This is a genomic window from Bowmanella denitrificans (assembly GCF_039522935.1).
GTDB classification, from domain to species: domain Bacteria; phylum Pseudomonadota; class Gammaproteobacteria; order Enterobacterales; family Alteromonadaceae; genus Bowmanella; species Bowmanella denitrificans.
Genome location: NZ_BAAAEI010000006.1, coordinates 327090 through 351577 on the forward strand (window position 1 = coordinate 327090; position 24488 = coordinate 351577).

Annotated in this window: 21 protein-coding genes and 3 tRNA genes; 10 read left to right on the top strand and 14 right to left on the bottom strand. The window is 50.8% G+C overall.

Annotation, left to right across the window (positions count from 1 at the left end):
• Positions 1-44: 44 nt before the first annotated feature.
• From purM to fadE, 4 genes are all read left to right on the top strand, one after another.
• The gene (gene purM / locus ABD028_RS04440) at positions 45-1082 is read left to right on the top strand and encodes a phosphoribosylformylglycinamidine cyclo-ligase (RefSeq protein ID WP_102796898.1); all 1038 of its coding nucleotides are present in this window, start codon (positions 45-47) and stop codon (positions 1080-1082) included.
• Positions 1083-1085: 3 nt separating this feature from the next.
• Positions 1086-1724, top strand: a complete 639-nt coding sequence (purN, locus tag ABD028_RS04445; protein ID WP_343842259.1) for a phosphoribosylglycinamide formyltransferase — start codon at positions 1086-1088, stop codon at positions 1722-1724.
• Positions 1684-2394: a DUF3108 domain-containing protein gene (locus tag ABD028_RS04450; protein ID WP_343842261.1), complete on the top strand. Its 711-nt coding sequence runs from the start codon at positions 1684-1686 to the stop codon at positions 2392-2394. The genes purN and ABD028_RS04450 overlap by 41 nt, the downstream gene beginning before the upstream one ends.
• A 211-nt stretch (positions 2395-2605) precedes the next feature.
• The gene (gene fadE, locus ABD028_RS04455; protein ID WP_343842263.1) at positions 2606-5068 is read left to right on the top strand and encodes an acyl-CoA dehydrogenase FadE; all 2463 of its coding nucleotides are present in this window, start codon (positions 2606-2608) and stop codon (positions 5066-5068) included.
• A 249-nt stretch (positions 5069-5317) separates the two neighbouring features.
• Here fadE and ABD028_RS04460 read toward each other — a convergent pair.
• The 5 genes from ABD028_RS04460 to dnaQ all read right to left on the bottom strand — a co-directional run bounded on the left by ABD028_RS04460 (position 5318) and on the right by dnaQ (position 7895).
• Positions 5318-5394, bottom strand: a tRNA-Asp gene (locus tag ABD028_RS04460).
• A gap of 50 nt (positions 5395-5444) precedes the next feature.
• Positions 5445-5521 (bottom strand) — tRNA-Asp (locus ABD028_RS04465).
• 29 nt (positions 5522-5550) lie between these two features.
• Positions 5551-5627: transfer RNA gene (locus ABD028_RS04470), tRNA-Asp, on the bottom strand.
• A 191-nt stretch (positions 5628-5818) separates the two neighbouring features.
• A complete protein-coding gene (locus tag ABD028_RS04475) occupies positions 5819-7183 on the bottom strand; it encodes a TIGR03503 family protein (protein ID WP_102796902.1) in 1365 nt (454 codons plus the stop codon).
• Between the two features lies 1 nt (position 7184).
• Positions 7185-7895, bottom strand: coding sequence for a DNA polymerase III subunit epsilon (gene dnaQ, locus ABD028_RS04480; RefSeq protein ID WP_102796903.1), 711 nt, complete (start codon positions 7893-7895; stop codon positions 7185-7187).
• 113 nt (positions 7896-8008) lie between these two features.
• Here dnaQ and rnhA point away from each other — a divergent pair, with 113 nt between their 5' ends.
• Entirely contained in the window at positions 8009-8473 is a 465-nt protein-coding gene (gene rnhA / locus ABD028_RS04485; protein WP_343842268.1) for a ribonuclease HI, read from the top strand.
• On the opposite strand, the gene ABD028_RS04490 is transcribed toward rnhA, so the two are convergent.
• On the bottom strand, positions 8461-9435 hold the full coding sequence (locus tag ABD028_RS04490) for an NAD(P)H-quinone oxidoreductase (RefSeq protein ID WP_343842271.1): 975 nt from the start codon (positions 9433-9435) through the stop codon (positions 8461-8463). The two genes, rnhA and ABD028_RS04490, sit on opposite strands and share 13 nt — an antisense overlap.
• Entirely contained in the window at positions 9432-9734 is a 303-nt protein-coding gene (locus tag ABD028_RS04495) for an acylphosphatase (protein WP_343842274.1), read from the bottom strand. Before ABD028_RS04495 ends, ABD028_RS04490 begins: the two co-directional genes overlap by 4 nt.
• A gap of 42 nt (positions 9735-9776) precedes the next feature.
• Here ABD028_RS04495 and ABD028_RS04500 point away from each other — a divergent pair, with 42 nt between their 5' ends.
• The gene (locus tag ABD028_RS04500) at positions 9777-10964 is read left to right on the top strand and encodes a class I SAM-dependent rRNA methyltransferase (RefSeq protein ID WP_343842276.1); all 1188 of its coding nucleotides are present in this window, start codon (positions 9777-9779) and stop codon (positions 10962-10964) included.
• A 29-nt stretch (positions 10965-10993) separates the two neighbouring features.
• On the opposite strand, the gene ABD028_RS04505 is transcribed toward ABD028_RS04500, so the two are convergent.
• The 4 genes from ABD028_RS04505 to ABD028_RS04520 form a co-directional block, all read right to left on the bottom strand.
• Positions 10994-11293, bottom strand: coding sequence for a PilZ domain-containing protein (locus ABD028_RS04505; protein ID WP_102796908.1), 300 nt, complete (start codon positions 11291-11293; stop codon positions 10994-10996).
• A 78-nt stretch (positions 11294-11371) separates the two neighbouring features.
• Positions 11372-15232 (bottom strand): ATP-dependent RNA helicase HrpA, encoded by a 3861-nt coding sequence (hrpA, locus tag ABD028_RS04510; RefSeq protein ID WP_425542082.1) that lies wholly within the window; start codon positions 15230-15232, stop codon positions 11372-11374.
• A 78-nt stretch (positions 15233-15310) separates the two neighbouring features.
• Positions 15311-15730, bottom strand: a complete 420-nt coding sequence (locus tag ABD028_RS04515) for a CBS domain-containing protein (RefSeq protein WP_102796910.1) — start codon at positions 15728-15730, stop codon at positions 15311-15313.
• Positions 15731-15958: 228 nt separating this feature from the next.
• The gene (locus ABD028_RS04520) at positions 15959-16990 is read right to left on the bottom strand and encodes an isoaspartyl peptidase/L-asparaginase family protein (RefSeq protein WP_425542057.1); all 1032 of its coding nucleotides are present in this window, start codon (positions 16988-16990) and stop codon (positions 15959-15961) included.
• Between the two features lie 326 nt (positions 16991-17316).
• On the opposite strand from ABD028_RS04520, the gene sbcB reads away from it, so the two are divergent.
• Positions 17317-18747 carry an exodeoxyribonuclease I gene (sbcB, locus tag ABD028_RS04525; RefSeq protein ID WP_343842279.1) on the top strand — a complete coding sequence of 477 codons (1431 nt, stop codon included), beginning with the start codon at positions 17317-17319 and terminating at the stop codon, positions 18745-18747.
• 89 nt (positions 18748-18836) lie between these two features.
• Positions 18837-20492: a flagellar assembly protein A gene (locus ABD028_RS04530; RefSeq protein ID WP_343842281.1), complete on the top strand. Its 1656-nt coding sequence runs from the start codon at positions 18837-18839 to the stop codon at positions 20490-20492.
• A gap of 3 nt (positions 20493-20495) precedes the next feature.
• On the opposite strand, the gene ABD028_RS04535 is transcribed toward ABD028_RS04530, so the two are convergent.
• A complete protein-coding gene (locus ABD028_RS04535; RefSeq protein WP_245921619.1) occupies positions 20496-21359 on the bottom strand; it encodes an NAD(P)-dependent oxidoreductase in 864 nt (287 codons plus the stop codon).
• An 86-nt stretch (positions 21360-21445) separates the two neighbouring features.
• On the opposite strand from ABD028_RS04535, the gene ABD028_RS04540 reads away from it, so the two are divergent.
• A complete protein-coding gene (locus ABD028_RS04540) occupies positions 21446-21934 on the top strand; it encodes a glutathione peroxidase (protein ID WP_343842287.1) in 489 nt (162 codons plus the stop codon).
• Positions 21935-21951: 17 nt separating this feature from the next.
• Entirely contained in the window at positions 21952-22938 is a 987-nt protein-coding gene (locus ABD028_RS04545; RefSeq protein WP_343842289.1) for a 2-hydroxyacid dehydrogenase, read from the top strand.
• On the opposite strand, the gene ABD028_RS04550 is transcribed toward ABD028_RS04545, so the two are convergent.
• Both ABD028_RS04550 and ABD028_RS04555 read right to left on the bottom strand, forming a co-directional pair.
• Positions 22922-23686 (bottom strand): methyltransferase domain-containing protein, encoded by a 765-nt coding sequence (locus ABD028_RS04550; protein WP_343842292.1) that lies wholly within the window; start codon positions 23684-23686, stop codon positions 22922-22924. The genes ABD028_RS04545 and ABD028_RS04550 overlap by 17 nt on opposite strands.
• A 10-nt stretch (positions 23687-23696) precedes the next feature.
• Positions 23697-24455, bottom strand: coding sequence for a Nif3-like dinuclear metal center hexameric protein (locus ABD028_RS04555; RefSeq protein ID WP_343842294.1), 759 nt, complete (start codon positions 24453-24455; stop codon positions 23697-23699).
• Positions 24456-24488: the final 33 nt, after the last annotated feature.

Genomic DNA, 24488 nt, shown 5'->3' on the forward strand with positions numbered 1-24488 from the left:
AAATCCGCTGCAAATTTTTCCCGCCAACTATTTTGAGGTCCATTGTGAGCGAGTCCAAACCCTCCCTGAGTTATAAAGACGCTGGTGTAGATATTGATGCTGGTAACCAATTGGTAGAACGCATCAAAAGCGTTACCAAGAAAACCCAGCGTCCTGAAGTGCGCGGTGGACTAGGTGGATTCGGCGCACTTTGCGCAATTCCGCAAAAATACAAAAAGCCCCTGCTGGTATCAGGTACTGACGGTGTCGGCACTAAGCTGCGTCTGGCCATGGACCATAACCGTCATGACGGAGTGGGAATTGACCTGGTCGCCATGTGCGTCAACGACCTGATAGTACAAGGTGCTGAACCCCTGTTTTTCCTTGACTACTATGCAACAGGCAAACTCAATGTCGATACCGCCGCAGACGTGGTCACGGGCATTGGTAAGGGCTGCGAGCTGTCTGGTTGTGCGCTGATTGGTGGTGAAACCGCAGAAATGCCGGGTATGTACCATGGCGATGACTATGATATCGCCGGATTCTGTGTTGGCGTGGTTGAGGAAGAAAACCTGATTGATGGCAGCAAAGTGCAGGCAGGCGATGCCCTGATTGCCGTCGCATCATCTGGCCCGCATTCCAATGGGTTCTCCCTGGTACGGAAAATCCTGGAAGTCAGCCAGGCTAATCCTGCAGATGATCTGCAAGGCAAAGCCATTATCGATCATTTGCTTGAGCCAACCCGCATTTATGTCAAGCCTGTGCTGAAACTGATTGACGCACTTCCTGTGCATGCTATTTCACATATCACTGGTGGTGGTTTCTGGGAGAACATTCCGCGCGTATTGCCAGAAAACACCAAAGCGGTTATTGACGGCAGCAGCTGGCAATGGCCGGTTATTTTTAGTTGGCTGCAAGAGCAAGGCAATGTCACCCAGCATGAGATGTACCGTACCTTCAACTGCGGCGTAGGTCTGGTCATCGCGGTACCTGCTGACAAAGCCGCAGAAGCGGTCTCGCTGTTAAATGCAGAGGGTGAAAATGCCTGGTTACTGGGTAAGGTAGAAAACACTCAGGATGCCAATCAGGTTGAGATCCGCTAAGCCATGAAATCCATTGTTGTATTGATTTCCGGCAGCGGTACTAACCTGCAAGCTATTTTGGACAACATAGAGGCCGGCCGTATTCACGGCCGCGTCACAGCGGTCATTTCCAACCAGGCAGACGCTTATGGACTGGAGCGTGCTCGTCAGGCTGATGTACCGGCTTTAGTGTTAAGCCATAAAGACTACGCAGACAGAGAAAGCTATGATCAGGCTCTGATGGCCCAGATTGACCAGTATCAACCTGATCTGGTGGTATTAGCTGGCTTTATGCGCATTCTCAGTGAACACTTTGTGCAGCATTATCTGGGCCGCATGCTAAACATACACCCCTCTTTGCTGCCTAAATACAAAGGCTTACATACACATAGGCGCGCTATTGAAGCCAACGATGCTGAGCATGGTGCCACAGTGCATTTTGTGACGCCTGAACTGGATGGTGGCCCGGTGATTATTCAGTCCAAGGTGCCGGTTTTTGCCACAGATAGTGAGGAAGAGCTGTCACTTCGGGTGCGGGAACAGGAACTCCAGCTCTATCCACTGGTCGTAAAGTGGTTCTGTCAGGACAGATTAAGGATGAATGATGGTCAAGTTCTGCTCGATGATAAACCTGTACCTGCCGAAGGCTACGCTGCGGATTAATGTTTTACTGTTGGGACTGCTGATTCCGCAGTCCCTGTTGGCGCTTGAGCTAACCCCTTTTGAGGCGCATTACCAGGCAAGCCGCAGTGGCATGAACCTGGGTAAAGCCAGTCAAACTCTTACCCATCTGGGACGTAATCAGTATAAATTTGCTTATCATTCCGAAGCCTCTTTTCTGTTTTTAAGTGATAAGCGTACAGAAGAAAGCTTATTTAGCCTGGTGGATGGCAAACTGGTGCCGTACAAGTACCATTTCAGTCGCTCCGGCACGGGTAAAGATAAAGCCATCAGTCTGGTATTTGATGCACGTCGTCAGCAGATTCAGGTCAATGCTGACGATACTTTACCCTGGCAAGGTGAAATAGATAACCAGCTATATCAGTTGGATGTACGCAGCGGACTGGCCAAAGGCGAACAAGAATTTGCCTACCAGACCATCAATGATCGGGGCGAGCTGCGTCAACAGAAATTCCGGGTGGTTGGTAAAGAAACGTTAACGTTACCCTATGGTGAACTGGCTTGTATCAAACTGGAAAAAGTCCGCGAAGACAGTCCCAGGGAAACCTTTATTTGGTTCGCTCCCAGTCTCGATTACCAGATGGTACGTCTGCAGCAATTTAAAGAGGGCGATGAACAAGCTGATATACAGTTAACGAAATTCAGCCGTTAGCCAGTGGTGTAAATTTGTCAGCTCTTCCCCGCTCAATTCAGACTTTGCACAAACCTTCCCTCAGCCCTATATAAAGGGCCGACAAACTGTTGAAAAATCATACTCAAAAGATCAGCATGTTCTAAAATCAGCCTAATCCCACTTGATTTTTTGCGCTATTGAGCCTATTTTCTCGTTACATCTGGTCAGACCTCTTACATTTGGAGTTATCATGCAAAGTCTATTCTGGCTGGTGCTGGTGATTGCGGCCCTGGGCGCAGCCAGCTACTGGCGATTAAAACTCAATATTGCCACCTTATTGGTGGCGGCTGTGCTGGCGGCAGGCAGTATCGCCGGCCAGGTTGGTCAGCTTAGCTGGATCCTGTTTTTACTGATCGCCCTGCCGTTGAATATCAGTACCGTACGTAAGCAATATATCAGCGCCCCATTTTTAAAGATCTACCGTAAGATTATGCCTGAGATGTCACGTACTGAGCAGGAGGCCATTGATGCTGGTACGGTATGGTGGGATGGTGAAATATTCAGTGGCAAACCTGACTGGCAAAAACTACATGCCATTCCGGCCGCCAGATTGTCAGCCGAGGAACAGGCCTTTTTGGATGGTCCGGTGGAAGAAGCCTGCCGAATGGCCGATGAGTGGGAAATTAACCATAAACGAGCCGACCTGCCGCCGGAGCTCTGGCAGTTCCTGAAAGACAATAAGTTTTTCGCCATGATCATCAAAAAGGAATACGGTGGTCTGCAATTTTCAGCCTATGCCCAGTCCAGGGTACTGCAGAAACTGTCTGGTTCCGGCATCGTATTGGCCTCAACAGTAGGCGTGCCTAATTCTTTAGGCCCGGGTGAACTGCTGCAACACTATGGTACACAGGAACAGAAAGATCACTATCTGCCTCGCCTGGCCAAAGGTGAGGACATTCCCTGTTTTGCCCTGACCAGCCCGGAAGCCGGCTCTGACGCAGGTGCTATTCCAGATGTGGGTATCGTTTGTAAAGGTATATGGCAAGGTGAAGAAGTACTGGGCATGAAGCTCACCTTCAATAAGCGCTATATCACCCTGGCACCTGTTGCGACTATTGTCGGCCTGGCATTCAAACTGCAGGACCCTGAAGGTTTACTGGGTAAAGAAAAAGATTTGGGTATCACCTGTGCGCTGATCCCTTCTGATCTGGAAGGCTTGGATATTGGTCGTCGTCATTTCCCATTGAATATTCCGTTTCAGAACGGACCGGTGCGCGGCAAAGACTTGTTTGTGCCACTGGATTTCATAATCGGTGGGCCAAAAATGGCTGGCCAGGGCTGGCGCATGCTGGTGGAATGCTTGTCGGTTGGTCGTTGTATCACCCTGCCCTCAAACTCGGCAGGCGGCACCAAATCTGTGGCACTGGCCACCGGAGCCTATGCGCGCATTCGCCGCCAGTTCAAGCTGCCGGTGGGTAAAATGGAAGGCGTTGAAGAAATGCTTGGTCGCATTGGTGGTAATGCCTATCTGATGGATGCCGTCACCAGCATGACCACAAAAGCATTGGATATGGGTGAGAAACCTTCGGTTATCTCCGCTATCTGTAAGTATCACCTGACCGAGAAAATGCGTCAGGTAGTGAACGACGCAATGGACGTACATGGTGGCAAAGGCATTATTCTTGGCCCCAATAACTATATTGGTCGCGGTTATCAGGGTGCTCCCATTGCTATTACGGTAGAAGGTGCCAATATCCTGACCCGCAACATGATGATCTTTGGTCAGGGCGCAATGCGCTGTCACCCTTACGTGCTGAAGGAATTGTACGCTGCCGCCAATGATGACCAACAACAGGCTTTGGAAGAGTTTGACGAAGCTCTGTTCGGTCATATCGGCTTTACCATCAGCAACAAAGTGCGCAGCTTTTGGTTTGCTCTGACGGGGGCCAGATTGGCCAGTGCACCTTTCAGCGATGAAACCAAAGGTTACTACCAATCCATTGAACGTTATGCCACTAACCTGGCGTTCTTGTCAGATGTTGCCATGGGAGTCTTGGGTGGTGAGTTAAAACGCCGTGAGCGCCTGTCAGCGCGCTTAGGCGATATACTCAGCTACTTATATCTGGCCACCGCGGTACTCAAACGTTACGACGATGAGGGCCGTCAGAAGGCGGATTTGCCACTGGTACATTGGGCGATGCAGGACAGTCTGTATCAGACCGAAGTGGCCATTGATGAATTACTGGATAACTTCCCGTCTAAATGGCTCGGCAAGGCCCTGCGACTGGTGGTGATGCCATTTGGTAAAAAATACGCCAGACCATCTGACAAGCTGGATCATCAGATTGCCCAGATCCTGCAAACCCCCTGTGACAGCCGTGACCGGTTAGGCAAAGGCCAGTTCCTGAGTCGCGAGGAAGGTAACCCTGCGGGCCTGCTGGAGCAAGCCCTGGATGACATCCTGGCGTCTGAACCGCTTTACGATAAAGTGTGTAAAGCGGCCAAGGAGCGTCTGCCCTTTATGCAGCTGGATAAAGTGGCTGAACGAGGTCTGGAACTGGGTGTATTGACCGAGCAGGAAGCTGAGCTGTTAAAACGTGCTGAAGCAGAGCGTCTGCGCACTATCAATGTAGATGATTTTGACAGTGTTGAACTAATGGCAGATAAAAGTCTGCTGCAAACCGACAAAAAGAAATCGTCCAGAGCAGCGTAAACTGCACAAGCATTGCCAGGCCCCGCTTTGATGCGGGGCTTTTTTTTTGCAATCGCTATAAGAATAAGATGCAAAGCGCGCTGCATTCTGTGACAAGCGCGATAAGTCAAATGGCTGTACAGACCATTCACGACAGCTCGTCTGTTTACACACGCCATCTGCATGACGCAGCAATCAGATTATGACCACGAACCCGGCTGTATAACTACCAGTACTTAAGAATTTAGTTTGAGAGGAATAACAGGAAAGTGGCGGAGCGGACGGGACTCGAACCCGCGACCCCCGGCGTGACAGGCCGGTATTCTAACCAACTGAACTACCGCTCCACGATAGTAATCTGAGCTTGATGCTCTCACCCTTGGCAAGGTGATGTTGCTGGCGGAGCGGACGGGACTCGAACCCGCGACCCCCGGCGTGACAGGCCGGTATTCTAACCAACTGAACTACCGCTCCAGCAACTTGGGATATCGATTTTAAAGAGTTGGCGGAGCGGACGGGACTCGAACCCGCGACCCCCGGCGTGACAGGCCGGTATTCTAACCAACTGAACTACCGCTCCACTTCCTTTTTAAAATCAATCAGTTAAACACTGGCGTTTGCTCCCGTGCTCAACTGGGCGCAGATATTACGGGTTCCCCTTGGGTGAGTCAACCGCTTTTTCGCACTTTTTATGACAAAAAAGCCTTTCCCCATGCCGTTTGCAGCTTATTTAAGCAAACTGCATAAATAGCCAACAGCAGCGTGCAGATTTCAGGCTTTAGGTGGCGTTTCCGCTTTGGGTTTGCGTTTTGGAAGCTTTACCGACGGCATTCTGAGCTTAAACTTTACCGGCGATTTAGAACCGCCTTTTTTTCGCCCCAGAGTCAGCCAAATTGCCAGACCACCAACTATCAGCAACAGCACATTAGCCACGATGATGGTTGCCCATATATTACTTTGACTTTGTTGGTCGACACCCAGATCATCAATGGGTGTATTTGTAATAGGTTGTTCGTCAGCCGGTACAGGTTGTAACTCTGCCGCCCCCTCTCCCGGCACAACACTCGTGTCCAGGGCAGCTAATTCGGGTTCTTCAGACAAGAAACTGAACTCAGGTACATCCAGAATAAAGTCGCGCCCATCGGTGGTATTACCGTAGGCTGTAATTTTGACCCTGAATACACCATATTCGATATTCAGAATTTCATGCATTCTGGCCTGTTCAGAGCTATCAGTAATAGAAAAACTCTGCACGTCACCATTTGGATAACGAATCTTACCATCCACCAGCAAACTGCGGATGTCCACCAATTCCCGGTCAACGTCAATTGACAGTCGGTGTCGCCCATCCCCTTGATCTTTCTCCACTGCCATCCTGACAGGATTAGGATGCAAAACCAGTGGCTCTTTGACCTCTTCGCGGGTAAACATTGGCGTGCTGACCCGATAAATGGGCTTCCACTGCCCTTCGGTAATATTCAGATTAAATTGCCCCGTGAATATGCCATCCATAGGGTATTCATCCATGCCCATGCCATTATCTTCGTAGCGGGCCACCAACTGGGCGTCGGCACCAAAGTTGGTGAAATTGGGGTTATTGGTACTAATAAACTCCACTGTTAATTCCACCACATCACGAAACTCTTTGTACTCAATGGGCTTACCGCCATTGGTTAGATGCGCTTTGAGTTTGATGATTTCGCCGGAAAACAACAGGCTGGGTAAAGGATCTGCCTGAAGCTGAATATCACTGACAACCATTACGCGACTGTCTGGCAACATCTGTCCAACGGCCTGCCAGGGGCCGGGCATCGGCTGCTTGATCCTGACCATGTCATAGGTGGCATCGTCATACCACTCAATACTGTCGGGATGTTCATCACCCTGGAATATTTTGCTGCCATCCGGCCTGACCAGCACGATAGGTGCAGTACCGTATTCGCGGAAGAAGATCATGGTGATTTCATCCACCTGATAGTCAATGCGAAAGCGGTTTTGCAGCAACTGGATACTATTAAGATACTCATTCCCCAACATCGTCAGCGGGGAAGGTTTAGCGGGCTCAATAGCCGGGGATTGTTGGGCCCATACAGGTGCACAGGCCAGACAGAGCAGCAGAATACTGTTTTTTAGCATATTAGTCCGCAGGTTGACGCCACAAGCAAGCGCCGCCCTTGGCTTCAATCAGATCCAAACGGCGCTCGTGTTCTTCCAGTTCATCGGCCGAAGCGCGCAGAACCTTTAGCGGCTTTCTATCTGCACTTAACAAGCGCATCACTTCTCCCTGGTTGTCACTGCCGCCGCTATTACCACTAAGATTTAAATTTGTTTGCCCACCTGTCATAAGCAAATAGACGTCGGCCAGAATCTCCGCATCCAACAAAGCGCCGTGCAGGGTTCGATGGGAGTTGTCTATGCCGTAGCGGCGGCACAGGGCGTCCAGGTTGTTTTTCTGCCCGGGGTGTAATTGCCTGGCCAGTTGCAGCGTATCCAGCACTGAGCAGATGCTGTGGGTAAAACCAGCGGGTTTGCCCAGCATGGCATATTCGTGATCCATAAAGCCTACGTCAAACGCGGCATTGTGAATCACCAACTGAGCACCACGAATAAAGTCTTCAAATTCCTGAGCAATGTCCCGGTACAGCGGCTTGTCTGCCAGCATTTCATTGGTAATGCCGTGGACCTCAATGGCTTCCTGCTCCACTTCACGCTGCGGATTGATATACACATGGAAGTGATTGCCGGTCAGGCGTCTATTGATCACTTCTACACAGCCAATTTCAATGATTCGATGTCCCTGCTTGGGATCGATGCCGGTAGTTTCCGTATCCAGTACTATTTGTCTCATGGGCGATGGCCGTTAACACTATGCATTACAGATTGGGCTTATTATACTGCTCCCTTTTGCCCTGTCTCGGCAAATCTTGCTGAAGACATCTTCCCATGGGCGGATGGACGAACATGAAGAAAGTACAGATTTTTACCGACGGTTCATGCCTGGGTAACCCAGGCCCGGGCGGCTATGGCGCGGTTATGCGCTATGGCAGCCATTTAAAAGAGCTCAGTGCCGGTTACCAGCTCACGACCAACAACAGAATGGAAATGCTGGCCGCGGTTGCTGCCCTGCGCATTCTTAAAGAGCGGTGTGAGGTAGAACTGACCACAGATAGCCAATATCTGCGTCAGGGCATCACGCAATGGATAAAAAACTGGAAAAAAAACGGCTGGCGTACCGCTGACAAGAAACCGGTCAAAAATGTCGACCTGTGGCAGGCGCTGGATGAACAGGCCAGCAAGCACAAGATCCAATGGCATTGGGTTAAAGGCCATGCCGGTCACCCCGAAAATGAACGCTGTGATGAACTGGCCCGTCATGCCGCGCAAGGCAAAAAGCTGCTGGAAGACAAGGGGTTTCAGTCCCAGTAGCCGATGAGTTTTCCCATATTCAGATTCTGCTCCAGTCGTTGGTGGGCAGTATTGAGCTCACGAGCGGCATACACAGTGTCTACGCAGACTTTAAGCTGCCCTGTTGCCAAAGCATCTGAAAACGTGCTCCAGAAGCTCTGGATTAACTCTGACTTATAAGCATCGCTGCGATTACGCAGCGTTGATGCCATCAAGCTCGCTCGTTTCGCCAGCATCATCGCCATATCGAACCTTTCCGTGTAGCGTCCCCCCAGCAGGGCAAGCTGCACGATACGCCCATCCATATTAAGACACCTAACATTGGCATTGAGGTAATCGCCAGCCACGACATCGACAATCAGATCCACGCCTTGCCAGCTTGCCTTTACAGTATCAGTAAACACTTCAGTGCGGTAATTGACTAACAGCTCCGCGCCCAGTGCCTGGCAAAAACTAAGCTTTATTTCATCGGATGCAGTGACAGCCACCCTGGCGCCAGCATGGCTGGCAAGCTGAATGGCGGCACTGCCCACGCCACTGGCGCCGGCATGAATCAGTACCTTTTCTCCGGCCTTTAATCGGCCTAATGTGAACAGAGCCTGGTAGGCAGTCAAAAACACCTCAGCACAGCCGGCAGCCTGATACATATCCATTGTCGCTGGCACAGCCATCAAATGTTCGGCATGCACTGCCACATATTGGGCATAGCCACCACCTGCCACCAAACCAAAGACTTTATCACCAGGTTGCCATCTACTTGTCGCACTGCCCGATTTAACCACCTCGCCTGAGATTTCCAGGCCTAATACCAGGCTTTCTCCCTTGGGAGGTGGATATTTGCCTTGTCGCTGCAGGGTATCGGCCCGGTTAAGGCCAAAGGCATGCACTTTAACCAGCACCTGATGGGGGGCTATCTGTGGTATCTCCGCCGATTCAATACACAAGGTGTGCTCCGGAGTCTCGTGCGTAATCTGCAGCATCATAGAACCTCAAATCCTGTCACAGATTGGCACGCCACCTCAGTTTGATTTGTGTGGGTTACCTCACTGCCGGGAGGCCCACCTTGCACAAAATCACATAGAGACATAACGGCTTTATGTTCGCCACAAGCCAGCACTTCCACAGAACCGTCGGGTAGATTCCTAGCAAAACCCGTCAGTCCCAGTTCAAGCGCCCGCTTCTGGGTATTTTTACGAAAAAATACCCCCTGAACTTTGCCCTCAACTTGTATTCTTATGCATAGCTTCGCCAAGTGCGGATTCCTTCTGTACAATGCCGGCAAAATTGGCGGTAACCCGCCGCCGTTGAATTTATGGATTATGCTATGTCATCCACCTTAATTTTGCATCCGGAGCGGGACAAATCCCTGCTCAGACGCCACCCCTGGATTTTCGCCAGTGCTATCAAGTCACAAAGAGGTCGCATGCGTCCAGGCGATACCGTTGATGTGCTCAACCATGATGGCAAGTGGCTGGCGCGCGCAGCCTGGTCACCACAGTCTCAGATCCAGGCCAGGGTCTGGACTTTTGATCAGCATGAAGTCATTGATAACGCATTTTTTCTGCGCCGCATTCAAACTGCCCTGCAGGGGCGTCAGGAACTGATCAACCGTCAGGGACTCAGCGGATTTCGTCTGATTGCCGCCGAGTCAGACGGTCTGCCCGGCGTTACCATAGATAAGTACGACAATGTGCTGGTGTGCCAACTCCTTAGCGCAGGTGCTGATAAACATCGGGACAAGATTGTCTGGGCATTACAAAAGTGTTTTCCCGAAGACGCCATATTGGAGCGCTCTGATGTGGCGGTCAGAAACAAAGAAGGACTGGAGCCGCTGGTTCAGGTGCTGTCCGGTGAGGTACCAGAGGAAGTCGTGATTGAAGAAAATGGCGTCAAGATTCTGGTCAATCCCTTTACCGGACACAAAACCGGTTTTTATCTGGATCAACGTGACAACCGCGCCATTGCAGGACGCTATGCCAAAGATAAGGACGTACTGAACTGCTTTAGTTATACCGGAACTTTCGGCAGCTATGCGCTAGCCGCCGGAGCCAGACATGTCACCAATCTGGATGTCTCTGAACCGGCCCTGGCCCTGGCCCGGCGCAATGTCCAAATCAACGACCTGGATCTAGCCAAATGCGACTTTATTCAGGTCGATGTATTTCAGGCGCTGCGGGATTACGTACAACAGGGAAAGCAGTTTGACCAGATTATTCTGGATCCCCCCAAGTTTGTTGACAGCAAAGCCAGCCTGAATCGGGCCTGTCGTGGCTACAAGGACATCAATATGCATGCTATGCAGATTATCCGACCGGGCGGTATCCTTTGCACATTTTCCTGTTCAGGCCTGATGCCTACGGACTTGTTCCATAAGGTGGTGGCAGATGCCGCGCTGGACGCGGGCCGACAGGTACAATTTCTGGAGAGGCTGGGACAGGCCGCCGACCACCCGGTTGCCAGCACCTATCCCGAAGGATTCTACCTAAAAGGCCTGGTTTGCCGGGTTATCTGACCGCGAAGGGGTGTTTAAACCGCCCCTTATCAGCTCATCTCAATAATCTCTACACCCACCATATAGCTGCTGTCAGAACTGGCGGTACAGCGCACCACTCTGGCTTTGGCATTCAGGGAGGGGATCTGGCTGTTACTTGATTCCAGTAACGCCTGCACCATAGTGCCGGGCTCAATGGACTCTTCCACCTCGAACGACATACCTGTTGCACTGAGATCCTTGCAAATCGCAGATAAAGAACGACTGGACTCATCGTCCGTCAGTTTTAATTCGCAGGCGGTATTGACCATCATACGAAAGAAATCGCGCTTATCGTCGTAGCCCAGCATCACCATCCCCTCAGGTTATCAATTAACTCAATTCTTTATATTGTGCCGTTTGAGCCTTGTCAATCTCGGCTGACAAAACTATAGCTGATCCAAATGATTGAGGATGCGTTTTTCCGATATTGGATACGCAGTACCCAATTGTTGAGCAAACAGTGATACCCGCAATTCCTGGATCATCCATTTCACTTCAAGCAGCCCCTGGCTCGCTGGTTGCCCCTTGGGGAGCTTGTTCAACTTAGCCTGCCATTGCTCCTCCACCCTGCTCACGATAAGCTGCTGCTGTCGGTCACGACTGGGATCTACCGGCAATTTCTCCAGACGTTTAGCAATAGCTTGCAAATAGCGGTTCCAGTCATCCAGCCTGGCAGTGCCTATGTCGGTAACAAAGCCAGCATACACCAATGCATCCAGATTCGCTTTGATATCCCCCACAGCGTTGATCATATTCAGGGGCACATTGCCCTTGAGCTTCTTATGTATTTCATGCGCCAGAGTCAGGCCTTTCTCCACTTTGATGGCAATGGCCAGCACAGTGTCGTTCAGTTCCCCGCGTATAATTTCATGCAACTGCTCAAATTGCTGCGGCTCCCGGATTTGCTCAGGATTATTCCCCATCAACTGGTCAATGGCAGCACTGATGCAGTCGTCAATCAGCGCCTTAATCTGCCCGAATGGGTTAAAATACAAACCCAGTTTGGCCTTGTTGGGTAACTTATCCTGCAGGTACTTGATCGGCGATGGCAAGTTTAATAGCAACAACCGCCTTAATCCGCTTCTGTGCGCGTCATTCGCCACATGCGGCTGATCAAAGAGTTTAATCGCCACACTTTGTTTATTGTCCACCAGCGCCGGGTAAGCCTTAACCTGAAAACTGGCTTGCTTATTGACAAACACTTCACTTAATGTGCCAAAGGACCAGTTGGTCAGGTCCTGCTGTTCCACTTCCGGGGTGGCCGCTTTTTGCAATGTTTTGCTCAGCTTACCCTGCAGTTTTGCCTGCAATTCCGGCAAATCCCGCCCTTGTGCAATCAACTTTCCATCTGGGTCCAGTACCTTAAAATTGATGCGAAGGTGATTCGGCAGTTCCTGCAGTTGCCATTCTTCTTCATCCACCTCGACCCCGGTCATCTTGCGTAGCTTGTTTGATAAGGCCTGCAGAAAAGGCTGCTCATTCTGGCTTAAATCGGCCACACAAGCCCTGGCATAATCAGGGGCCGGCACAAAATTGCGTCTCAGGCGCTTAGGCAAGGATTTGATCAGGCTCACCACCAGCTCTTCACGAAGACCAGGTACCAACCAGTCAAACCCTGTTGGTTGGACTTGATTCAATAACGGCAGAGGGATTAGCACGCTGACACCATCATCAATATCTTTTGGCTCAAAGTGGTAATCAAGGGCCAGGCTAAGGTTACCCTGATGCCAATTGGCCGGGTAATCCAGCTCGCTGACATGGCTGGCGTCCTGGCGCATTAACTGCTCAATATCAAAATTCAGCAGTGTTTTATCCTGCTGTTTGCCCCACCATTTACGTAACTGTGCTTCGGTGCAGATAGCCGCTGGCAGTAAACGCTGATAAAAAGCGACTAGATCTTCTTCATCCACCAATATGTCGCGGCGACGGGACTTGGCTTCCAATTCTTCGATTTGTTCCACCAGCGCCTGATTATGCTTAAGAAAGGCGTAATCCAGTTTGGTATCCAGATTAACCAGAGCTTCGCGAATAAAAAGCTCGCGGCAGGCAGCAGGGTCAATCTTGCTGTAAATCACCCGCCTGTCCCGCACAATGTCCAGGCCAAATAAACTGATACGCAATGACGCCATCACCGCGCCCTGCTTCTTCGACCAGTAAGGTTCACTATAATGGGATTTGGCCAAATGACCGGACAGTGACTCCAGCCAGGCAGGATCAATTTTAGCCACATCGCGGGCAAACAAACGTGACGTTTCAACCAGCTCGGCAGCCATTACCCACTTAGGCGCCGCCTTAGCCACACCAGAGCCAGGAAAAATCATAAAACGGCTGCTTCTGGCCCCCAGATATTCCCGCTCCTTATCTTTAAAGCCGATATGCGAAAGCAGTCCACTGGCGATAGCCTGATGGATAGGTTCATATTCAGCCGCCTGACTGTTAAGGCGAAAGCCCAGGTCGACAATCGCCTGCTTAAGCTGACTGACAATATCCTGCCATTCCCGCATGCGCAGATAATTCAGAAAATGTTCGCGACACCATTTGCGCAATTGATTGTTGGTAAGCGCTTTTTGCTGCTGGCGAAATGCCTGCCACAGTTGGTAGTAGGAAAGAAAATCCGACTCTTTGTTGTGAAACACGCTGTGCGCCTGATCGGCAGCTTGACGTTTATCCTGAGGGCGTTCCCTGGGATCCTGAATACTCAGGGCGGCGGCAATCACCATCACTTCCTGTAACGCCCCTAAGCTTGCCGCCTCCACCAGCATGCGGGCGTAACGGGGATCTACCGGCAGCCTGGCTATCTGTCGCCCCAATTCCGTCAGTCTGGCCCGTTGCTCACCCTTGGCATCCTGAATGGCTCCCAGTTCCTGTAACAGCCTGAAACCGTCATTCACATTGCGTGAATCCGGCGCCTGAACAAAGGGAAAGGCGTCGATATTGCCAAGGCCCAACGCCAACATTTGCAGAATTACTGAAGCCAGGTTGGTGCGCAGAATCTCAGGATCGGTAAATTCAGGACGGCCCAGATAGTCCTGCTCGCTGTATAGTCGAATGCAAATCCCTTCACTAACCCGGCCACAGCGCCCGGCACGCTGGTTCGCTGAAGCCTGAGATATGGCTTCAATGGGCAGCCGCTGCACTTTACTGCGGGCACTGTATCGAGACAAACGGGCAAAGCCAGGGTCAATGACATACTTAATTCCTGGCACCGTCAGTGAGGTTTCTGCCACATTGGTGGCCAGCACAATACGTCTGCCGCCATGGGGCGCAAAAATACGATTCTGCTCAGCCGCCGACAATCTGGCATACAACGGCAAGATTTCAGTGGCGCGTAACTGAGCTTTTTGCAATGCGTCTGCGGTATCACGAATTTCCCGTTCACCACTTAAGAATACCAATATATCGCCGCTGCTTTCCCGGCCCAATTCGTTTACGGCATCCAATATACCCTGAATTTGATCGCGATCTTCCTCACCCTCATCCAGCGGTCGGTAGCGCACTTCTACCGGGTAGGTGCGACCGCTGACCTGTATTACCGGGGCATGATTAAAGTGACGGGAAAAACGTTCCGGATCGATAGTGGCACTGGTAATAATCAGTTTAAGATCGGGGCGCCGCGGCAACAGTTGTTTCAGATAGCCCAGAATAAAATCAATATTCAGGCTTCGCTCGTGGGCCTCGTCAATAATGATGGTGTCATACTGATTTAAAAACCTGTCCTGCTGGATCTCGGCCAGCAGAATACCGTCGGTCATCAGTTTAACGTAGGTCTGCTCACTCACCTGATCGGTAAACCGCACTTTATAGCCAACCGCCTGCCCCATTTGGCTTTGCAGTTCCTCTGCAATACGGTTCGCCACACTGCGAGCCGCCAGCCGTCTGGGCTGGGTATGTCCGATCAGGCCGCGTACACCCCGGCCCAGTTCCAGACAAATTTTTGGTAATTGAGTGGTTTTCCCAGAGCCGGTTTCACCAGCCACAATAACCACCTGATGTTCGGCAATGGCTTTGGCAATCTCATCCCGGTGCTCACTGACCGGCAGATCAGGATAATCAATTTTCGGCACACCCTCTTTGCGCAACTGACTACGTTGTACCGATTGCAACACCTCATCGGTGAGTGCCGCTAACGCCTGAGGTTCAGAAGACAGTTTCTGCAGGCGTCGCCAGAATCGATGCCTGTCCACTTGCATGGATTGATTAATTAGCGCTTTTAGATTGGCAATAGACAAAGGTAAAGGGATCCGCACGTGCAACAGTGGGCGCAGATCCTAGAAGAAGGACGCATAGATTTCCAGACCTTATGCAGGTCAGTCGTGTAATTCCTGCTACACCGCCCGTTTATAACCAGCCTGCAGTTGTATATCTATGGCATGCAACACATCGGCGCGGGTAATGGCTCCCATCAGAAGCCCGTCATCATCCACCACCGGGTAAACCTTGGGCTTTTCACCCAGCATTTTTTGTGCAAGTTCGATAATCGACATATAAGGCTTAATAGACAATACTTCTTGGCGCATAATGTCTGACACCCTGGCGACTTGTTCACGATAAAAACTCGATTCAAGCATTCTGGCCAGACAATCCTGCTCAGACAGAAAACCCACCAGCCGGCGCTCTGCATCCACCACAGGGCCACCTGTTTGGCGACTGTGCAACAACCTTTCCACCGCCTCTGCCACCGTCATATGCGGGGCAAAGGTCACTGGCCGACGATTCATATAATCACTGACTTGCAAGGACTCCATAAAGCCTCCCCTTTTGTTTTGAAGCACAGTGCCTAGCAACTGGTAAAGTAGCCGCCAACTGAACGACTATCACGCAGCAAAGCCAACCCAGCTAAGTCGCTGAAATAAGTTGGTATAAGTTAAGAGTAGACCCACAAATCGGGTTATTCACAGTGGCGGGCTAAAAAATTGATGAAACCGACAGGCCGTTGTTATTCAGCCTGTCGGTAACGCCAAACGAAAGAGTAGTTACTGCGCTGACTCATCAGCAAAAATAGCGACCTGTACTTTACCATTTACATCCACACTGGCCCGGTACATCCCCTGCGTGTTAAACGGCATACTGATTTCGCCCTGATTATCCACCAGGATAACGCCACCGCTGCCGCCGGCATTTTTCAGCACATTGTGGATAACAGACTGCGCCGCCACTTTGGCGGGAATATTCAAATACTGGCTTCTGGCACAAATATCTGCAGCCACATTGTAACGGATAAAATATTCACCATGACCGGTAGAGGATACGGCGCAGCTTTGATTGTCAGCAAAGGTTCCAGCCCCAATGATAGGAGAATCTCCAATTCTTCCCCAGCGTTTCGCGGTCATGCCGCCGGTGGACGTGGCTGCCGCCAGGTTGCCTTGTTTATCCAATGCCACCGCACCCACCGTACCAAACTTGTAATCCAGCATATCCGGGCGGGAAAAAGCAGTCTTATCCTGTTTCAGGGTTTCTTTGGCTTTGTCCAGTTGCTGGCGCCTGGCATCGGAGTCGAAATAGCTGTTTTCCACTTTCTCCAACCCCTGAGTGTCAGCAAAATCTTCTGCCCCCTGACCACTTAATATGACGTGATGGGATTTTTCCATCACCGCCCGAGCCAGAGCAATAGGGCTCTTAACGGTTTTCACCCCAGCCACCGCCCCAGCAGCACGGGTTTTCCCTTCCATAATCGAGGCATCCAGTTCGTGCTCACCGTTATAGGTATACACCGCTCCCCGGCCGGCATTAAATAGCGGTGAGTCTTCCAGTATCTGCACAGATGCCACCACGGCATCCAGGCTAGACGCGCCATTTTGCAAGAGTGCATAACCAGCCGTCACCGCCTCTTCCAGCTTCGCCCGGTACTGTTGTTCACGTTCTGGGGTTAATTGGGCTTTACTGACGGTGCCTGCACCACCATGAATGGCAATAGCTATGGGAGAATGGTCCTGGGCCTGGGCCTGGGCCTGGGTAGATAATGTCATGGCGGTTAAACTCAGCAAGATGGCGAGATTGCGCTTCATATAGGGTGTCCTGTCGTTATTGTATATTGACCAAACAGTTTGTTGGAGCAGCGAGCCTAACAGAATTTTTTCCGATAGGCTTGTCGGCCGTCCCTACAATAGCAGTCTTTAACGAATGCCATGCCAGGGGCAATAACTTAAACCTTGTAAGCCCTCAAATTTTCAGGCACCCATTTATAGTCAATAAATGGTTGTGGATAGCCGTTCCTTCATTAGTATTAATACGCCGATATCTATCCAGTATAAACGGCTAATCGGTTGAGTTTCGGCTAATAATCTGCTGAGATTCATGCCATCTACTCAACTGGCTATTGGAAGGTTATTGTTTGTCCGGTTCGACTATTTTTTGGCACGACTACGAGACCTGGGGTGCCAACCCACAGAAAGATCATCCCGCTCAGTTTGCTGGAATACGCACGGATCTGGAGTTAAACACCATAGGCAAGCCAGTCAAACTGTACTGTCAGATCCCCAGTGATTACCTGCCCCATCCACAGGCCTGCCTGATTACCGGGATTACACCGCAGCTCACACTGCGCGATGGTTTGCCGGAATCCCAGTTTATGGCCCGGATCCATCAGGAATTCAGTCAGCCGAACACTTGTGTGGCAGGCTACAACAGCATTCGCTTTGACGACGAAGTCACCCGTTACAGCCTGTACCGTAATTTTTACGATCCCTATACGCGGGAATGGCAACAGGGTAATAGTCGCTGGGACATTATCGATATGGTTCGGGCCTGCTATGCCCTGCGCCCGGAAGGTATCAATTGGCCGCAAAAAGACGACGGCACACCAAGCTTCCGGCTAGAGGACCTGACCCAGGCAAACGGCATCAGCCATGAGTCCGCTCACGATGCCATGTCCGATGTATATGCGACTATTGCGCTGGCAAAACTGGTAAAAGAAAAGCAGCCCAAACTTTATAATTATCTGTTTGATTTGCGTAACAAGAAGAAAGTCCAGGCACAGCTAGACTGCTATCGTATGACCCCGGTAGTACATATCTCTTCCAAGCTCCCGGCGCATCAGGGTTGCTGCACTTGGGTGGCTCCAGTTTGTCAGCATCCAGTTAATCGCAATGCGGTGGTGGTATTGAATCTGGCACTCGACCCAACCCCTCTGGCCGAGCTGAACAGTGAGCAACTGCGTGAAAAACTTTATCAAAGCTCGAGAATGCTGGAAGAAGGCGAACAGCGCCTGCCGATTAAGCTGATTCACCTAAACAAGTGCCCGGTGGTGGCACCGGCTAAAACCCTGAGCCCGGAAAACGCCGAACGCCTGGGTATTGACCGTGACGCGTGCCTGCAAAACCTGGAGCGTATTCGCGCTATTCCCAACCTGGTACAAAAACTCCAGGAATTGTTTGACACTTCAAGCCCACAGGATGCGCAGGATCCAGATTACGCGCTGTATAGCGGGGGCTTTTTATCTGATGCAGATCGTGCCCGTTGCGATCAGGTCAGGCAAGCCAACGCCGATCAGTTGGCCGCGCTGGACTGGCAGTTTGATGACCCAAGGCTTAAAACATTGCTGTTTCGCTACCGGGCCAGAAACTTTCCGGCCAGTCTGAGTGCCGATGAAGTACAAAAATGGCAGGAGCATCGCCGCACAAAATTACTGGATAACGCAGCACAAGCCAGTATCAATATGGAAGAATACCTGCAGGAGCTGGAAAAATTAGGGCAACAACATCAACAGGACAGCAACAAGCTGGCAATTTTACGCGCCCTGTATCAATATGCGCAGAGCATTTAGCATCCAGTAGCAGACAGCGCCAGTAAGATATGGTAAATGTTAATTTATTGTTGTCGATAACAAGGCAATGGCATTAACAGGGTGGAAGTATGAAGGGTATAACCCTAGTCCTGGAAGACAGTGGCAAATTTCTCAGGCTGAATGTTCACACCGAACAAGTGGACAGTAGTCCCGACGCCAAGCAGTTGATTCAACTGATTAAAGACAGTGAGCATGGCAAGTTGTTTGTACTGGAAGATACCCTGGTCAAGATTCAGCAGGATATCCACAAAGCTAAAGAAAACAACAGCCACCGGGAAATCAATGAGCGGGTGGCCGAGCGTCGCGATGCCGAAGTAAAATTCAAACTCCTTGATTCTGATATGCTGGCTGAGCTCAGCCTGACCAGCGCCTGCGGCGGTGCCAATCCTAATTACCCGCAGTTATTGAAGATGGCCCGCAACGCCGATATTAAACGCGGCCTGTCGAGAAAACGCCTGAAAATAGCCTTACAGTTAGCCGCCATAGAGCCCCCTGGCACACAAATAAAAGAAGTGGTCGCCAAAGGTTTACCCATGCGACCTGGCCGCAATTCCAGAATGTTACCCCTGGTTCCTAATGCCCTTGAACGCATTTTACGTCCACAGGAAATCAGTGTATCCAGAGTGGACATGCGCGATTTGGGCGATGTTATCTGTGTAAAAGCCGGTACGCCGTTGTTGCGCCGCACTCCGCCAAGCCAGGGCCGCACAGGCTTTACGGTCAGGGGCGAGAGTTTGCAGCCGACGCCAGGTGAATGGCAACCCCTAAAGCCTGGCAGTGGCACTGTGGTCAGCCCAGACGATGAAAATCTGTTGCTGGCTGAAATCGCTGGCATGCCCAAGTTTAACCAGGGTGATATGTGGGTAGATGAAACCTTTGTGTGCAAGGGAGTAAACGTCGGCACTGGTAATGTCAATTATGACGGCGCAGTCATCGTCAACGGGGATGTTACCGAAAAGATGATCATTACCGCTGCCGGTGATGTCACCATTAACGGCTTTGTTGAGTCCGCCATTATCCAGGCCGGCGGCGATATCATTATCACACAAGGTGCGATGGGCAAGCAGAGTGAAAATGGCAGAAATGAATACAGCACCAAGCTCTCTGCGCAAGGCAGTATTCATGTGCAACATGGCCAGGGTTTAGATATTACCTGTAACGGCAATGTGACGGTGGGTAAACAGTTGGCCCACAGCCTGATCGTCTGTCGGGGCAGTGTTACGGTAGGCCCTATTGATAATCCCAACGGCAATCTGTTTGGCTGCGAAATCCAGTGTCAGGGGCCAATCCAGGCAGGTACTATTGGCGCGGTCTCCGGCTCTAATCTGTTTGTGGATTACAGCGAGGGTTTTAATTTTCTGGTTGAACGCATCGATGTAATGGATGAGATGCTTAAACAGATACAAGACAATTACTATCGTCATAAAGGCCGGATGGAGATAATAAAAAAGAAGCGCTTGCCCAGTGATCTCGCCAGGAAAGTCAATATGGCGGTAAAACTGTATAAAAGTGAAGAGCAGTTACTGGCTTGGGTCACCAAGAAAGTGGAAGAATTGCGCAAGGCAAAAGAGCAATATCAAAATATTATTGGTATGTCCGCCAGCAAAAAGCTGCACGCAGGGGTTATCGTCAAACTGAATAACCGCACCTGGAAGGCCGACCGCGATTATTCACGCGGTCGGGTGCATTATTTTGAGCACCAATGGCATTTTGAGCCCAAATAACGATTAGCGTTTTAACCTGGCCAATAAACTGGATGTATCCCAGCGATTACCGCCCATGGCCTGCACGTCGGCATAGAACTGATCAACCAGCGCGGTAACCGGCAAGGTCACGCCAAGCTCCCGGCCTTGTTGTAGGGCAATGCCTAAGTCCTTACGCATCCAATCCACAGCAAAACCAAAATCGTATTCACCTGCCAGCATGGTCTTATGGCGGTTTTCCATTTGCCAGGACTGCGCGGCACCTTTGCTGATCACCTCAACCACGGCCTCACAATCCAGTCCGGCCTGCTGCCCAAAATTCATGGCTTCTGCCAGTCCTTGGACCACACCAGCGATACAGATTTGGTTCATCATTTTCGCCAGTTGTCCGGTTCCGCAATCGCCCAGCAACCGACAAAAACGCGCATAGCTTTGCATCACCGGCTCGGCTTTTTGGTAGGCCGCTTGCTTGCCCCCGACCATAATAGTTAACTGACCATTTTCAGCACCGGCCTGCCCGCCAGATACTGGTGCATCTAAAAAGCCCACCTGCTTTTCGGCACATAGAGCTTCCAGTTCGCGCGCCACGCTGGCTGATGCGGTGGTGTGATCTACCAATACTGTATTAGCCTGCATGCCAGCCAACGCACCATGTTCACCCAGCACCACGCTGCGCAGATCATCGTCATTCCCCACACAAACAAACACCAGTTGCGCATCAGAAGCAGCTTGTTTAGGGGTGTCGGCCAGGGTGCCCTGATATTGCTTTACCCATTCCCCGGCTTTTTGCCGGGTTCGGTTGTATACACAGACATCGAAACCTGCCTTTTGCAAATGTCCGGCCATGGGATAGCCCATCACCCCCAATCCGATAAAACTCACCTTCATGAAAACAGCCCTTTTGTTGCTTGGCGAAACTGATAATTTATGCTGACATAGCTCAGGCCCATGGCACATTATCCTCAGGAGAACTCATGACAACGTCAGTGCATGATTTTGACATGCAACTAAGCAACGGCCAAACCCAAACGCTGTCCGATTATCGCGGTAAGGTGCTACTTATCGTTAATACTGCCAGCCAATGTGGATTCACCCCGCAATATGCCGGATTACAACACCTGTACCAGCAACTTGGACCTGAGGGTTTTGAGATCCTGGCGTTTCCATGCAACCAGTTTGGACAGCAGGAGCCAGGCTCTAATACGGATATTCAACAATTCTGTGACCTGAAGTTTAATGTCAGTTTTCCCCTGTTTGCTAAAGTGGAGGTCAATGGTCAGCATGCCGCTCCGCTGTATCAATATTTAAAAGACCAGGCTCCGGGGATCTTAGGTAGTAAAAGTATTAAGTGGAATTTCACTAAGTTTCTGGTGGATAAGCAGGGCAAGGTAGTAAAACGCTACGCCAGTACCACTAAACCAGACGCCATGCGGGCTGATATTCAAGCGCTGCTATCAAAGTGAATAAATAAGGAGATTTTATGCAAGTTGCCGTGTTTAGTGCCAAGGCCTATGACGAACAGTACTTAAACCAGGCCAGAGGCGACATATCACTAACCTTTATCGAATCCCGGTTGAATAAGCAAACCGTCAGTCTGGCGCAGGGCTTTGACGCGGTCTGTGTGTTTGTTAATGATCAGTTGGACAAAGCGGTTCTGAGCGCCCTGCATGCACAAGGTGTACGGCATATTGCCCTGCGCTGCGCAGGTTTTAATAATGTCGATTTGGACAGCGCTAAGGCGCTGGGAATTGGAGTTTCCAGAGTTCCGGCCTATTCCCCGGAAGCAGTAGCAGAGCATACCCTGGCCCTGGTCCTTACCCTTAACCGTAAGTTACACAAGGCCTATAACCGTATCAAAGAAGGCAATTTCTCTTTGGACGGCCTACTAGGCTTTAACCTGCATGGCAAAACGATTGGCCTGATCGGCACAGGGCGTATAGGTATAGCTACTGCCAGACTGTTTCATGGGTTTGGCTGCCAGTTGCTATGCCACGATCCTTACCCCAGTGCGGAAGTTATACAGCTCGGCGGGCAATATACTTCAATGGATGAATTATGTGAGCGAGCAGATATTATCAGCCTGCATTGTCCGCTGACCCCGGATACCCGCCACCTGATTGATGCAAAGCGGCTGGCCAAAATGAAAAACGGCGTAATGCTGATCAACACATCCAGAGGCGCCTTGGTGGACACGCAGGCGGTGATCCAGGCGCTGAAAAGCCAGAAAATTGGTTTTCTGGGCCTGGACGTGTATGAAATGGAGGGGGATTTGTTCTTTGAAGATCTGTCTAATCAGATTATTCAGGACGATGTGTTCCAGCGCTTGTGCACCTTTCCCAATGTGCTGATCACTGGTCATCAGGGCTTTTTTACTCAGGAAGCCCTGTGTCAGATTGCGGCGGTGACACTGAACAATTTGCGCTTGGCCGGGCAAGGTAAAAGTGACGAACTTACCCGCCTGGCTTGATGGCAATTAAATGGAAGTAGCGGCCAAGCCATAAATACGGATGACGGGTGCCGTACTCCAGTTCTTTGGCTTTAATCTGCTCATAGTGACTGGTTTGAATGCTTTTATCCCGTACATAGTCGTGGAAACAACGAATCCCGGCTTTGTGCACCACCTGCAAGCCGCTGGCTTGCAGGAAGTCCAGCACCTGGCTGGGGCACACCGCATTATTGGGATTCAGGCGCACCCGGTTAGGTACAACAAAATCCTTATCAATATAGTCAAAGTTACCATAAATCAGATTACTGAATACGTGCGCGTCACGGTTAAAAAAGCTCAGAGACAATTGGCCGCCCGGAGCCAGATTTTGCAACAGCGAATCCAATGCATCCAAAGGACGACTCAGCCATTCCAGAACCGCATGACAAAGCACTAACTCAAACTCGCCCTGTTCTGTCAGCTTCTGCAATGGCCCGCAGTGGTAGGAAACCTGCGGGTAATTGGCCAGCTTTTGCCTGGCAATAGCCAGGGCATCTTCTGACACGTCATTCAGTGTTACCTGATGGCCTAGCTCTGCCAGAGTCTGGGTCATGACCCCGGTACCGCCACCGGCGTCCAGCACCCGCACCGGTGTTTTTGGCAAATGTTGGTGCAGATAATGCTCTAGCAATTCATGGCGCAGCCGACCTTTGGTGGTGCCGTAGATATTTTTCTCAAACTTTTCGGCGATGCGATCAAAACTTTGATCCTGGCTGTACTGTTTATGCATCCGTCTTACCTCAGGCCGGATTGGCTATATCAATAAAGCGCACCTGCAAACCCAATTCAGCCGCCAGGTGCTCTCCCAACGCTTTGGCACCATATCGCTCCGTGGCGTGGTGACCGGCAGCAAAAAAGGCGATTCCACATTCCCGTGCCACATGAATGGTCTGCTCAGACACCTCACCGGTGATAAATGCGTCGATGCCCTGCTCTGCTGCCATATCAATAAAGCTCTGTCCGCCACCAGTACACCAGGCCACGGTGTTAATGGGCTTGTTGCTGGCTTCTACCAGGGGTTTTCGGCCCAGCCTCTCTTCAATCCGGCTGGCTAATGTTTGTGCATCCAACGCTTGTGCAAAACGGCCCCGCATCGCTACAGACTGAGGATTATTTATCTCTAAAGCACCTTCCACCTGAATCTCCAGTAATTGTGCAAGCTGCGCGTTGTTGCCCAGTTCAGGATGAATATCCAATGGCAGATGATAGGCAAGCAGGTTGATATCGGCTTTTAGTAAGGTTGCCAGACGCTGCTTCCGCATACCACGAATGGTGGCATCTTCACCGCGCCAGAAGTAGCCATGATGCACAATAATCGCATCGGCATTATCTTCAACGGCGGCATCCAGCAGGGCCTGACTGGCCGTTACACCAGTGACCACCCGGGTTATCTTTTCGCAACCCTCAACCTGCAATCCATTCGGGCAGTAATCCTTAATTCGCGCCGGGCTGAGCAATTGGTCAAGATAATCGATGAGCTGTTGTCTGCTGATAGTCATGAATCGCCTGTTTTTGTAACAAAAGGGTTGAAA